Here is a 13,928-nt window from a genome sequence, read left to right as displayed (position 1 = left end):
TTCCCGCTGATGAAAGACGAAAACGACAAATGGTTTTTCTTCCGTTTTTACGACCCGAAAGTGCTGCGCGACTACCTTGAGATTATCCGTCACAGCCCGGAAAAACTGAGTAAATTCTTCGGCTATGACAAACGCATTGTCCATGCCTTCGGTTCGGGCATTGAAGACAGTTTTCACTACTATCAGCTGAAAGCGCTGCCGGAAGAGACCGTCCCGGCGAAGGTGATGCTGGCGAAATGGGAAGTGGACGGGTTTAAAGCTCAGAAGTGGTCAGCGAAAAAAGAGAATACGTTGCAATATCTGTTATCCCAATACCCCCACTTAGTGACAGAGCAAGATAAAAGCAGCTTGTCGCAAGCGCTAGACGAAGCATTTAAAAAAGGCTATACGCCCCTTGACAGCCTGATACAATATGCAATGGCAAAACACAGTGCGATAAAAAGCGGACTGGATTTTTATGCCCAAGAAAACCACCTCCTTGAAATGCACTATAGCTTAACTGAAACCGCTTTATTGCTTTGGTATACATTTATCACAAACACGGATTATGAATAACATAGAAAAGATTGAAAAACCAACGGGCAGCCTTTCTCCTGTGCAAATGTGTCAAGCGGGGCATATTATTTACCCCGTTCGTTTGGCATTGAGCAAAACCTATTTAGATAATATTGCAACATCATCCGCCCTGCCAGTTTTACCAAAAAACTTTGCCGAACCGGGTAAAGATTATGAAACACGCCAATTACGCACGGGCTATATTTATATATTGATGTTGGATGTAAACTCATCTTCACGTGAGGAATTAGTCAGTGCAAGGGCGAATAACCTATATAACTGGCTGATTTATCAATACACCACAAAAGATATTTCAGATAAAAATAGTGCAACGATGTATCAATTCTTACGCTCCCCGTACGGAAACCTAAACTCATATTGGGATAGACCGGGTAATAATATCGGACAACCCTATATTTGTTTACCGCCTGAGGTGAGTGCTATTGATATTATGTACAGTGAAACGGCATTAGCACCTGAAATATTGGAACTCTTAGCCAAAGATGAAGGCGTTCGCAAAAGCTGGATGCAAAAATTCTTCTTAAATAACGAGGAAGGGCTTATAAAAAAAGTTGATACGGTCGATAAAATCAAAGAATATGTCACAGACTTTAATGAGCAACAAAAAAACGTTGCACAAGAAGAGGATAATGCCCGTCGTCATATCTTCATCGGTAAACGTCCGGAATATATCTCAATCATCGAGCAAATAAATCATTGTCATCATGTTCATGTTGTGGCCTTAAAAGACCCTGTCGGTACGGTACGCGATTTATCGGGTTATCATCATTATTTAGCCGAAAACCGTCAAAAAGTGATGAGAAAATATGAGTATGCTATCAATACCGCACAGGTAATCCATAATTATGTCGCACAAAAATACATTAAAGACAGAAATAATTATAATGCGGTTTTAGCTAGCGGTTCGGCAGGTTTTGGGATTATTTCGCCCAAACGGATAATTGATATTTATGCGTCACTCAATATACAGAAAGAACATCTGACTCCAAATGGAAATCAAGATGTTTTTGCCGCATTAAAAACGGAATTTGACTTTGAAAACGACATTAAAGGACATAATTCCGTACATAAAATGGCAAGTATTCCTACACTATACGGCAAAGCATTTAAAAATGTGGTGAGCATTTTTACCCGATACCTGAATAGCTCGGAAATTAAACACCGGTTGGACACACTGAGTTCGATATTATTGGCGAACAAAACCCCTGCAATCGCGGAAAACTGGTGCTTATTTATGCAAAGCATTTTACACGGTCTTGACGAATCGTCTTACGGTCGTCATGCCGTCATTGCCGCTCTTTGCCCGAAAGGAAAAAATTTTACGCTCCCCGAGACGGCACAAAAAGATGACGAAGCCGTTTCCGCATTAAAAAATATTTTAGGGAATATCGAAACAATCCTTAATACGCTGAAAGAAATCGCGCTCGCCGAGGAATTTAGCCTCAGTGCGTATGATTCTTTTATTAAAACCGTGATTGATAAAATGGCGGTACATGATACCTATCGAAAAAAAGGCGAGCAAACCTATACAAACTTAGTGTTGAGTCTCTACGGCAAATCGCCCCTCAATTCCCCCAGCTCTGCGCCAAAAAGCAGCACTTATAACGAATTATTTAACGCGATGCCGTTTGAAGGCTTGAAGAAAACCTTGTTCTTCAGCCAACTGTTAGGAGCATTTTGGGGCGACAACAATGCAAAAACGGAAGCGGGTAAATTGGCGCAAGACCCGGGACTGCTTGCCGCCAATATGCTGCTTGACGAGTATGCGGCGAAAGGCAGTATCCTTGAACGTGCAAGAAAGGGGGAAAAATTTCCGAAATTCAGCAGTAATGCCGCACGGTTAAAATACGTGTTGATGAGCATGAATACGTTTTTGGCGGGCGTAGGGGCTTTGTTTGCTTACGGTAACTGGCAAGAAGCGCATTATAAAGGAGATGACACCGCCATGTATGCCGCCTTGCTTCAGGGAACGGGCGGGATTACCTTTGAAGGTGCTATCGGCGCTTTGGGCTTTTTCGCTCTTCAAACCCCAACCCCACTTATTTTACGTTTAATCATGCTTGCCCGGGTGGGCACGGCCGTTGGCGCCTTGCTATTACTGGCGGGGCTTATAACATCCGCCTTTGAACGAACGGATATGGAGATTTGGATTGAGAATGGCTTTTGGGGGAATAGCCCGAACTATTGGGGAGCGCCATTAAATGCTTATCTGTGGGAAGATCAAGATAGATTAAAAACCTTTTATGACCAATTTAAACAAAGCAAACTTACTTATAACAATAGTAAATTAAGTTCTACCAAAATATCTGAGTACTATCAAATTGAAATGCAACGATATTTTAGCATTGGTACGGAAATAGAATTTAGCATGCCTGATAAATATACTATTTTGGTGGAATATCCGGGAATTTATACACAGAAAGATGCTGAGACATTGAAATTACACCCTGTTATCAATGTGACTTATCCCGTTGAACAGGTTAATTTCTATGATCCGCCCGTCAAAAAATTTATATTGGAATCACATCAATTGGAAACTGAAATTGTATTTGAAGAAGTAGGAAAAGCCATAATTAAACTAACACCCAAACAGTCATCCTTAACGTTAATTTGCGAACCATTGCGAATTCCACGTAGAACAGAAAGAAAAAACTATAATAACTTACTCAGTTTGGAATTGAAAATTCATATGGAAGATTATCGTGGCAGTAAGATACAAAAGAGTTCTAAGACGAAGAAATTTATATTTAATAAGTAGGGATAATATGAAACAAGAACAACCGGATTTAATTGAAAAATTTGAACATTTTCGCAATAAACACTCGTTAGCACACTCAATCCGCAAACGAGGCAAAGATGAAATTGAAATTCGGGCTTCAACGTTTGACGGTTATATTCGTGGGTTTATCCGAGCCGTTTTGATTGGAATGTTTTTTATGGGCGTATTTTCTGATTTGAATTATGGAAAAGAACCTTTTTCTGATGAAATAAAAACTATCCAAGAAGATTTTATTTGGGCTTTTGATCCAGATGAAAAAATAAAGCCTTTATACCAACAACATCTTGAAATACATAGTGATCCTGAGTTTATAGAAATGTTCCCAAATGTAACAACAGATACATATGAAGAACAAAGAGCACATTATATAAGTGTCCATAAATGGGATAGAATCCGCGCCTATTTCCACTTTATTTGGCCACCGATATTATTATTTCTTATTTTCTTTCCAAGAATAAACGGTATTCGCATTAATCGAAAAAAACGCTTAATTTACTGGCAAGGGGCGTTTAAACAGTTCTCCGTGGCTTATGTCCCTGAAAAGGGCGATCCGCTGTCGGGGATTATTTACAACCGCTTCGGCTTGTATGCTTTCGGCGGGTTTAAACGTTTTTCATTAAGTATCCAAATCAGGGACGTGCTTTCCGGTTTGCCTGCAGAGCAACTTGCCGGCGTTTATCCGACACCTTATGAAGAGCATAATAAAGATATTCTTTATGCCGTTCGTTCATTCCTACAAGAGGAAAACCCTGAGTTTTTAAACCATATCGGCAATCACTACCGCACCCTCGGCTTTTACCCCATGATTACCTTTTGTAACTGCTTAGCCCTACCCTGCTGCTTTTCACGCAAAAAAGCCGATATCGCCTTAGAAAACGCGGAAAAGGCTTGGCGGGAAATGACGGAAGAACAAAAAACGGCATGGTTTACGCTGGTACAAAACGAGCAAGCCGAAGTCAATAGCAACCTTGCCGAACAAGGCTTGGATAATCGGATTGATTAAGTGCGGTTGGGGTTGTCACCGTTTTACAAGCGGTCGGATTCCGGGAAAATTTTGCAAAAAATACGCTAAAAAAATTAATCTGCTCCCAAAAAGTTAGACTCATTTAGTTCAAGGACTGAGCCCTGTATTTCACAGGGCTTAGTCCTTTTAATTTCACTTAAATATGCGTTGTACTTTCTTGTGGTTAATGAGTATATCTTTCTTAATTCCAGCGTAATACGAAGATAAAGCACCACAAATTAGCGATAAAATAAACAACATGTTACGGTAATAGCGATTACTCAATTATTACCCGAATCGAAAGATTTACCAATTACCATATCCGACATATCGAAAAAAATGTCATCGCCGTTCAAGTATTATCAGAGATGTTTATCTATCAAAAAAATCTGCACCTGAATCCGTTAATTTGTTTATCTCAACATTTACAGTAACAGACATTTGCTTTCCGTAGATTAACGTTTTTTCAAGTTGGATTCGATTCTTGCGTGTTTTTTATTAAAGCTGAAACAACCCCATATCCAAAATTTCATTCATATTCACTTGGCTGAATTTGTTGTTAATATAATAAATGGTTGTTTTAATTTGTTTGGGTGGCAATAATGAATCCGCTTTAACTTTAAATAATTCGTCAGCTTCTAATTTTAACAAATGCGGAACGAAATTCTTTTCGGTCAATTTTCCTTGTTCGATCAACGCTCTAACTTCTGCGGTAATTTTCTCTTTAATCGGTGAAAAACTTAACCCCTGAACTTCTAACGTAATAACAAATTGATTTTCCGATACCCGTTCCGAGTCCACAATTTTATAGCTGGTTTGCTGCATGGCATAAATAAACGCATCGGTAGAACGATTGGCAATTTTTTCGGTAATTAAATGCTTTTGATCAGCATATAAGCGATAAACCCAGTCTTTATAGGCGTCATAAAAATCCCGTGCGATTTTCTCACGAAATTTATTCGACGTCAGATAACGATAATGTTTGCCTTTAGGATTTTGAAAAAGTGCAGTATGAATATATTCGTCGGTAATAATACCGGCTTGAGTAATTAACGGATCTTGTTTTTTCTCTAATTCCTTTTGATATTTTATTTGCTGTTCCAGATATAGCCGTTTCTCCTCTTCTATTTTTTGTTGTGCAATTAATTTCTGCTCGGCCAATTCTTTTTTTAGTCTTTCCGTTTTTTCCGCTAATTCAATTTCTTGTTGACGAATTTTATGTTGTTCTAAAAGTAAATGCTGTTTAATTCTATCTTGTTCCAGTTCAAAATATTTTGCCGAAAACTGTAAACCACCGCCGATTACGGAGGCTAAAATGGCAATGTAGGTCGCAATCCCTTTCAAAGAAATCAGTGTTTTTTGTGGCTCTAAAAAATTAAATGCCAGAGACAGCGTATTATTTAATGGGATTAAATAAAAACCAATCGCCAATTGAAAATACCCTTCATGGATATTTACATTGAATAAACTAAAAACGAAATAACCGATAAATAAAAGGATGACCGCTAATGATAAATAAATAGAAGCCGATTTTAGTTTGAATATTGCCAAAAGCCAACTCAATACCGATAGAAATAAACCGACAATAATAAAAACAGAAAAATTAATTTCGGATAAAAAGGTCGGTATTTGAATAAGGAATTCTCGTCCCGTTAATAACGGTTTCCCCATAAATGGGGAAAAATACGTCACAATATATAATACAATTCCCAATCCCAATAAAAACAAATGCCCTAGTGTAAAACGTTTAGGCTGCAGTTTAGTATCGACCACAATCGACATATAGTCCCCTTATAAAACTCATCAAAAACCGACCGCACTTTTCTACTTATTTGAGCCCTCAAGGTGTAAGCCTATGCCCTGATGACGCTCTTTTAATTTTGCAATCACATCCTGCCAAGCAAGCTCTTCGTTATGCAATAACACCGTGAGGTGATAGACCAAATCTGCCGCTTCACCCACGAGTTCTTCACGATCTTTCGCCATAGCCGCAAGTGCGGTTTCAACCCCTTCTTCACCCACTTTCTGTGCAATTTTCTTCGTGCCTTTCGCATAAAGTTTTGCCGTATAAGAGCTTTCAGGATCGGCGTTTTTACGTTCGGCAAGGGTGCGTTCTAATTTACTAAACCACGTCCAATCGCCTTCGGATTGAGTTTCAAACTGATGAAAACAACTTTCCGCCCCCGTATGACAGGTTTCGCCAATCGGATCGGCTAAAATCAGCAAGGTATCGTTATCACAATCCAAGCTCATATCCACCACGTTTAAGAAATGCCCCGAAGTTTCTCCTTTCGTCCATAAACGTTGTTTGGTACGAGAGAAAAATGTGACTTTTTTCTCGACTAATGTTTTGTCTAGTGCTTCTTGGTTCATATAACCAAGCATTAGGACTTCACAGGTTTGAGCGTTTTGGACGATTACGGGGAGGAGGTTATCGACTTTTTGCCAGTTAATTTTGTTTTGCATATTTTTCCTTTGGGGTGCGTGGTAAACGCACCGTATAAATTTTATAGTACGTTTACACGCACCCTACGATAACTAACGATGGAATATAATTACATAGAGGATTTTTCCAATTCTAATAAAAAACGCTTACGTTCAACTCCTCCGCCGTAACCGACTAAAGAACCATCACTACCGATTACCCGATGACAAGGAATTAAAATTGAAATTTTGTTATAACCATTCGCCGAAGCTACTGCTCTAATTGCATTTAGATTACCAATAGATTCTGCTTGTTGTTTATAGCTACTCGTTTTTCCATAAGGAATTTTTAATAACATATCCCATACATTACGCTGGAATTCAGTTCCAACAGGGTTAAGTGCCGTATTAAATATTTTTCTCTTTCCCTGAAAATATTCATCAAGTTCGGCTTGTAATTGCTTGCTGTAATTGGTTACTTGCCAAACGAAATTAGCTTTAAATTTTTTCTGTAAGGAAATTAGTTCTTTTTCAAGCATTTTTCTATCAAGAAACTCTAATAGGCAAAGTTTCTCTTGATAAAAAACAGCAACCATTTTTCCGATTTCCGTATTTATATAATCAATTATAAAGTTGGTCTGAAATTTAGGATCTTTTTGTTGCAATAAATAATTAACTCTCTTTAGCCGAATATACTTACCTAAAGAAATTCCAACATATTTTTGGAAATCTTTTTTACACGCTATTAATTCTTCTTCTGAGATAAAAGGGTGTTCTTTATAAGACTTTGGTGGATTATGCTGAGGACTTAACCAAGAACCATAATTTTTCCATTTAGCCGGCAGAAGTGTATCAATATCAAGTATGCTTAAATCATTCATCATTAAATACGAACCTCTATATTTTCTTTCCCAAGATACGCTTTCAACTCCCCAATATTGATAATCTGCTTATGAAACACACTCGCCGCTAACGCGCCGTCCACATTGGCTTCCACAAATGCATCACGGAAGTGTATCATTTCACCCGCACCGCCCGAAGCAATCAAGGGCACACGGCAGACTTCACGCACTTTTTTCAGTTGGACTAAATCATAGCCGTTGCGTACACCATCTTGGTTCATCATATTCAGTACGATTTCACCTGCACCACGTTTTTGCACTTCGACAACCCAATCAAGCAACTGCCAGTTGGTTTGGCGGGTGCGCTTTTCATCGCCGGTGTATTGATTGACCCAATACTTGCCCGTTTCTTTTTCGAACCAGCTATCAATCCCCACCACAATCGCTTGTACGCCAAAGCGATCTGCAAGACGGGTAATTAGTTCAGGATCGGCAAGTGCGGGCGAGTTTATCGAAATTTTATCCGCGCCAAAGGCAAAAATTTGCTCCGCATCTTCAATGGTCTTAATGCCGCCCGCCACGCAGAACGGAATGTCGATCACTTCCGCCACACGTTCTACCCAGCTTTTATCTACCGTTCTACCGTCTGAAGAAGCGGTAATATCGTAGAACACCAATTCGTCCGCCCCTTCTTCCGCATAGCGTTTAGCAAGCGGTACGATGTCGCCGATAATTTCATGATTGCGGAACTGCACGCCTTTGACCACTTGCCCGTCACGCACGTCTAAACAAGGGATTATCCGTTTTGCCAACATTCGATTGCCTCCGCCACATTAAATTTACCTTCCAACAACGCTCGCCCCATGATCACGCCCGCCACGCCCGTGCCTTTCAATGCATCCACATCCGCCAACGAGCCAATACCGCCGGAAGAAATAAAACTGACTTCAGGAAAAGCCTCGCACACTTCGCGATATAAATCCACATTTGAGCCGGCAAGGGTGCCGTCGCGGGAAATATCGGTGCATAGCACATATTGTAAACCGACTTCACGGAAATCGTTAATCAAAGCTTCCAACGACACGCCGCTATTTTCCTGCCAACCGCTCACGGCGATCTGTTTTTCACCTTGGTCGTTAATGTTCACGTCCAACGCTAACACAAACTTGTCCGCACCGTATTTTCGGAACCAGCCTTTGACCAATTCAGGCTCTTTCACCGCTGTGGAGCCAATCACGACACGATTTGCCCCCACCGCCAATAAATCCGCCACATCTTGTTCCGAGCGAATACCGCCACCGACTTGAATCGGGCATTTCACCGTAGCAATAATCTCGCCAATCAGCTTGGTTTGACGTTTGCTCGGATCTTTCGCCCCGGTCAAATCGACCAAATGCAGTTGCTCCGCACCTTGTGCCACATAGTCTTGAAATTGCGCAATCGGATTATCGCTATACAAGGTTTTCTGCGCATAATCCCCTTGATACAACCGCACCACTTGACCGTCAATCAAATCAAGGGCGGGAATAATAATGGATTTTTTCATGTTGTGTTTCCTGTTATCTTGCTAGCGCGAGCGTCTCGCTCGTGCCTTTGTAAATTTATTCAAAAATTTGACCGCTTGAATACGTTCCGATTTTATTTTTTATTTAACTTCGCCACATTGCTGATCAAATCGGCAAAATCAATGGCTTTTTGCTGTGTAATAACTGGCTTACCGGTTTCCTTTTCCAAGCTTTCCCTCGCTACGTTTGCCACGGCTCGGTTCTCTTCTAAACCTTGCGGATGGCTGATTTGAGTAATATCCTTGGTAGCCGCCTCCGCCAACATATTCAGCACTAATTCCGTGGTAGACATATTATCTCGCAGATTTTCTTTATGTAACCCTTTGAAATCTTTATATTCTCTTGTCGTCATACCGCTCCAAGCCTGTGTAATTTCATTGGTTAAAATCGCAAACTCTCGCCCTTGTACCACACCGTGATCCTGCCAAGCGTCCGTCAATTCTTTCCGCACTTGGATCGCTTGCAAACGTTGGTTAATCCATTCTTTGGAATAACCTTTTTTCACATAGGTTTCCAACGCACGATCAATGGTTAATTCAGGATCGATAATCTCATCAATTCGCTCTTTCCCGACTTCCGCCAACCACATTTTCAACGGCTCGGCTTTAGGGCTTGGTACGGATTGGATAATACGAAAAATGCCTTGCATATCAGTAGCATCCGTTTCTCGCATTTTTCCGTCAGGCGCTTTTAATTTCAACTGTACGATTTTTTCGTACAGTTCAATGCCGCCTTCATCATCACGAATTTTACGTTTTAAATCACTCCAATAGCGACGCGGATTGCTACTGCCGGTAAGGGCTTGCACAATATCCACTACACTAAAAAACCATTCCTCTTTTTCACTGTCCCAAACCGAGCGGATCTGATTGTTTTCAAAAAGTTTAATCTCGTTCATACCATCTCCCTTGTAAATAACTGTTATTTTATCCAGTTTATTTCTAGTATCAAGACGATAATAACGAATTTTTCGATCCACGTCACAAAAATAAGTCACCATGTGCTTGTCTGGGAAATGCCTTGCCAGCCCTATATTTGCAAAATATTTGTGAAATCTGACCGCTTGTAAAAGCCGAACTACAATTAAATATTCTCCACAAAATTTTTTAACAACTGCGCACCGTTTCTGCCCGAACGCTCAGGGTGAAATTGCACGCCGTAGAAATTTTTACAGCCCAAAGCTGCGGAAAACGGCACGCCGTAATCTGCTGTGGCGATGGTGTTTTCATTCGGCAACACCGCATAACTATGTACAAAATAGAAATGGCTGTCTTGCTCAATACCGGCAAACAACGGATGATCCGCCGCATAGCGCACACGGTTCCAGCCCATATGTGGCAACGGCAAGCCCGTATTCGGGATAAGCTCCGTTTTGCCATTCATCAGGCGCAAGGTTTCCACATTGCCTTCGGTGGAAAATTCCGTCATCAGCTGCATCCCCAAACAGATACCGAGCATCGGTTGAGTGGCGTTTTGAATGGTTTCAATCAGCTGGCGATCCCGCAGATTTTTCATCGCCGCAATCGCCGTTCCCACGCCCGGTAACAACAATTTATCCGCCGATTTAATCTTCGCCAAATCACGGCTAATTTCCGCTTGAATATTCAGGCGGTCGAATGCAAATTTTACAGAAGACAGGTTTGCACAGCCTGTGTCGATGATGACTAAATTCATCTTATATTCCTAATTATTTTTCTATTTTTATAACACCCATTTGTAGGGGCGAATTACATTCGCCCTAACGTTCCTACAATTGTTTTGGGGCAAATGTGATTTGCCCCTACGGTTTATTTTGCGCCAAATAAACCGCTCTTTGCTCTTCCACTTTCTGCTCAAAGCTTTCAATTTCTTTTTGCATTTCGTCCAATAACATTTTTTCTGTTGGCAGATAAAGCTGATATTGGCTGGCGAAAATCTGTTTTTGGTTTTCAGGCAGACTGAATTTGACTACCGCATCATTTTTATCAGCGCAAAGCAAAATACCGATAGTCGGGTTTTCGTGAGGCAATTTTTCCACACGGTCAAAATAATTGACATACATCTGCAATTGTCCCAAATCTTGGTGCGTGAGTTTGTGGGTTTTAATTTCAATCACCACAAAACATTGCAACAAACGGTTGTAAAATACCAAATCGGCAAAAAATTCATCGCCGTCTAAATGCAGCCGTTTTTGACGCGCCACAAAAGAAAATCCGTTGCCCAATTCCAACAGAAAATCTTGCAAGTGAGTAATAATCGCTTGCTCCAAATCCTTTTCATAATAGGCACTTTCACGGCGCAAACCTAAAAATTCCAGCACCATCGGATCTTTAATAATCTGTTTCGGATCAGTCGGCACAGCCTCATTTTTCGCCACCGCAAGCACGCTGGCTTTATCGTTGCTTAGCAATAAACGCTCGTACAAATTGCTGTAAATCTGCCGTTCCAACTGACGCGAACTCCAGTTATTTTTCACGCTTTCTGCGATATAAAACTCACGTTTATCCGCATCATCAAGGCGTAATAACATACGATATTGCGTCCAGTTCAATTGCGATCGCACTGCGTTCGCAATTGGAAAAGTACGATAAAATTGACGAAATAACTCCAATTGACGGCGACCAAACGCACTGCCAAATTCAGGCACAAGTTGCTGAGCAAGCTCTTTAATCAAATAAGCGCCATAATCCGCGCGTTCTTGTCCTTGCTGTTCTTCTTCAAAAATCCGCTTGCCGATATGCCAATACATCAGCACCCGCTGGAAATCCACCGCGCGGATAGCCGTTTCTCGGGATTGAAGGATGATTTGTTTGATGTCGGTGGTGAGTTGCATTTGGAGTCCTATTGTTTGAGTGCAAATTTTACAGAATACAGTTTGCACAGCCTGTATCAGTAATTACTAGATTTCTCATTTATTCATCCTTATTTTAAAATTAATGTTTCTCGTACTTGAACTTATAAAAGTTATCTCCATATACTAAGGCAAGTATATAGGAATAGTATTTCTATATATGAGGATATTTAATCAAATTAACATCATTTATAGGGAACACTTTTATGTATTCTCCAGGAGAAATTGTACCTCAATCTGGAATTTATGGACTGTATGCTTCCAATGGGACAAAAGAAAACGAAGTTACTTGTGTCAAAGGAGAACGTTTTCCACCTGCACCACGAGCTAATATGTTCTATAAATTAGTGCGAGCTACTCGATAACTCATATAAATGGCTAGTTTATTCTAGCCATTTATCTTTTCTATACTACAACACCCCTTTCGAACTCGGCAACTCATTCCCTTCAATTCGAATGGCTTGTCGTAAGGTTCTGCCGAACACTTTAAACAAGCTTTCGATTTTGTGGTGGTCGTTGGAGCCGCAAGCTTTGATGTGCAAGGTGGCGAGCATCGTGAAGGCGATGGATTGGAAGAAATGTTCCGTCAATTCGGTGCTGAAATCGCCCACTTTTTCACGTTTGAAATCTGCTTTGAATTTGATAAAGGGTCTGCCGGATAAATCCATGGCGCATTGAGCTTTGCATTCGTCCATTGGTAACACGAAACCGAAACGGGCGATGCCTCGTTTATCGCCGATAGCTTGTTTTAAGGCGGTACCAAGGGCAAGGGCAGTGTCTTCAACGGTGTGGTGTTCGTCAATCCAGAGGTCGCCTTTGCACGAGATGTTCATGCGGAAACCGCCGTGGGTGGCGATTTGGTCGAGCATATGATCGAAAAAGCCTACACCGGTTTTGATGTCGTTCACACCCGTTTCGTCCAGCCACACTTGCACTTTGATGTCAGTCTCTTTGGTTTTACGTACCACTTCTGCATAGCGTGGTGTACGGTTGCCGATGTTTGTCACCGATTCGCCTAGCAGTTTTTCTGCGATTAAATCCCAATTTAATTTTTCAGGGTGATATTGCAAGGCGCGAATGCCGAGATTTTCTGCTAACTGAACGTCTGTTGCACGATCGCCGATCACAAAACTGGTGGCAGGGTCGAACAGTTCACGGTCGATATATTTTTGTAATAGTTTGGTTTTCGGTTTGCGACAATCGCAGTTATCTTCGGGTTTGTGTGGGCAAATTAACACTTCATCAAACTCAATCCCTTGCGAGCGGAATAACTCCATCATGGCATTGTGCGGTTTGTCGAAGGTCTCTTGCGGAAATGAGCTCGTACCTAAGCCGTCCTGATTGCTTACCATCACAAAACGGTATTTGTGTTTGAGTTTGAGCAAGGCGGGAATCACATTCGGTTCAAATTTGAGTTTTTCTAAACTGTCGATTTGAAAATCGGTTTTCGGTTCGTCAATTAACGTGCCGTCACGGTCGATGAAAAGGGTTGATTGCATAATTTTTTCCTTTTTTGCTGTTGTTTTTCCCCGTATTGCATACGGGGTTAATCTAGTGAGAGTGCTCTGCACTCTTGTTACATAAATTATATGTCTCTTTCGAAATATTTTTCGTTAATTTCAATTCCTGCCGATGTCAGTAGAAATTTAGTTTCATCCATAAAGTTTTGTGATTTATGATGCTCTTTTTGTTTTTTGATGTAATTCTTGATTTTTTCTTTTTCTATCTCGCTATATGTCAAGGCACAGTAGCCTATCGACCAAGCATAAAAATCAGGAAATAGCGTTTTATTTTGATCGATCCAGTTATGAGAACTGATCTTAATTTTTTGCACAAATTCGCCGACTGAAATCATTGGATGTAAATCAACTAATAAATGAAGATGATCCGACATTCCATTTATTTGGTA

At 40.7% G+C, this 13,928-nt stretch carries 12 protein-coding genes and 1 pseudogene; 3 read left to right on the top strand and 10 right to left on the bottom strand.

Annotated elements, in window-relative coordinates:
* From ACEYKX_RS03165 to ACEYKX_RS03155, 3 genes and pseudogenes are all read left to right on the top strand, one after another.
* Window positions 1-555 (top strand): annotated as a pseudogene (locus tag ACEYKX_RS03165) (hypothetical protein); the annotation flags it as partial.
* The gene (locus ACEYKX_RS03160) at window positions 548-3,334 is read left to right on the top strand and encodes a toxin VasX (protein ID WP_373767164.1); all 2,787 of its coding nucleotides are present in this window, start codon (window positions 548-550) and stop codon (window positions 3,332-3,334) included. The pseudogene ACEYKX_RS03165 and the gene ACEYKX_RS03160, both read left to right, overlap by 8 nt.
* A 7-nt stretch (window positions 3,335-3,341) precedes the next feature.
* Entirely contained in the window at window positions 3,342-4,358 is a 1,017-nt protein-coding gene (locus tag ACEYKX_RS03155; protein WP_373767163.1) for a hypothetical protein, read from the top strand.
* Between the two features lie 498 nt (window positions 4,359-4,856).
* Here the strand turns inward: ACEYKX_RS03155 and ACEYKX_RS03150 are convergent, their stop codons facing one another.
* The 10 genes from ACEYKX_RS03150 to ACEYKX_RS03105 all read right to left on the bottom strand — a co-directional run.
* On the bottom strand, window positions 4,857-6,140 hold the full coding sequence (locus tag ACEYKX_RS03150) for a hypothetical protein (protein ID WP_373780456.1): 1,284 nt from the start codon (window positions 6,138-6,140) through the stop codon (window positions 4,857-4,859).
* Window positions 6,141-6,182: 42 nt separating this feature from the next.
* Window positions 6,183-6,824 carry a bifunctional phosphoribosyl-AMP cyclohydrolase/phosphoribosyl-ATP diphosphatase HisIE gene (hisIE, locus tag ACEYKX_RS03145; protein WP_373767161.1) on the bottom strand — a complete coding sequence of 214 codons (642 nt, stop codon included), beginning with the start codon at window positions 6,822-6,824 and terminating at the stop codon, window positions 6,183-6,185.
* Between the two features lie 89 nt (window positions 6,825-6,913).
* Window positions 6,914-7,666, bottom strand: a complete 753-nt coding sequence (locus ACEYKX_RS03140) for a methylated-DNA--[protein]-cysteine S-methyltransferase (protein WP_373767160.1) — start codon at window positions 7,664-7,666, stop codon at window positions 6,914-6,916.
* Window positions 7,666-8,439 carry an imidazole glycerol phosphate synthase subunit HisF gene (hisF, locus tag ACEYKX_RS03135; RefSeq protein ID WP_373767159.1) on the bottom strand — a complete coding sequence of 258 codons (774 nt, stop codon included), beginning with the start codon at window positions 8,437-8,439 and terminating at the stop codon, window positions 7,666-7,668. Before hisF ends, ACEYKX_RS03140 begins: the two co-directional genes overlap by 1 nt.
* Window positions 8,421-9,170, bottom strand: coding sequence for a 1-(5-phosphoribosyl)-5-[(5-phosphoribosylamino)methylideneamino]imidazole-4-carboxamide isomerase (hisA, locus tag ACEYKX_RS03130; protein ID WP_373767158.1), 750 nt, complete (start codon window positions 9,168-9,170; stop codon window positions 8,421-8,423). The genes hisF and hisA overlap by 19 nt, the downstream gene beginning before the upstream one ends.
* A gap of 92 nt (window positions 9,171-9,262) precedes the next feature.
* Entirely contained in the window at window positions 9,263-10,087 is an 825-nt protein-coding gene (locus tag ACEYKX_RS03125; RefSeq protein WP_373767157.1) for a BRO family protein, read from the bottom strand.
* 185 nt (window positions 10,088-10,272) lie between these two features.
* Complete coding sequence (gene hisH, locus ACEYKX_RS03120) at window positions 10,273-10,863, bottom strand: imidazole glycerol phosphate synthase subunit HisH (RefSeq protein ID WP_373767156.1); 591 nt, start codon at window positions 10,861-10,863, stop codon at window positions 10,273-10,275.
* A 106-nt stretch (window positions 10,864-10,969) separates the two neighbouring features.
* Window positions 10,970-12,001, bottom strand: coding sequence for a YhcG family protein (locus tag ACEYKX_RS03115; protein ID WP_373767155.1), 1,032 nt, complete (start codon window positions 11,999-12,001; stop codon window positions 10,970-10,972).
* Between the two features lie 428 nt (window positions 12,002-12,429).
* The gene (hisB, locus tag ACEYKX_RS03110; protein ID WP_373780452.1) at window positions 12,430-13,518 is read right to left on the bottom strand and encodes a bifunctional histidinol-phosphatase/imidazoleglycerol-phosphate dehydratase HisB; all 1,089 of its coding nucleotides are present in this window, start codon (window positions 13,516-13,518) and stop codon (window positions 12,430-12,432) included.
* 86 nt (window positions 13,519-13,604) lie between these two features.
* Window positions 13,605-13,928 (bottom strand): transposase (locus ACEYKX_RS03105; protein WP_373780450.1); only part of this gene is annotated, 324 nt, incomplete at its 5' end.

This window comes from Glaesserella sp., from assembly GCF_041817755.1.
Taxonomy (GTDB): domain Bacteria; phylum Pseudomonadota; class Gammaproteobacteria; order Enterobacterales; family Pasteurellaceae; genus Glaesserella.
Note: the sequence above shows the minus strand (reverse complement) of the source record. Positions and strands in the feature narration are given on the sequence as shown.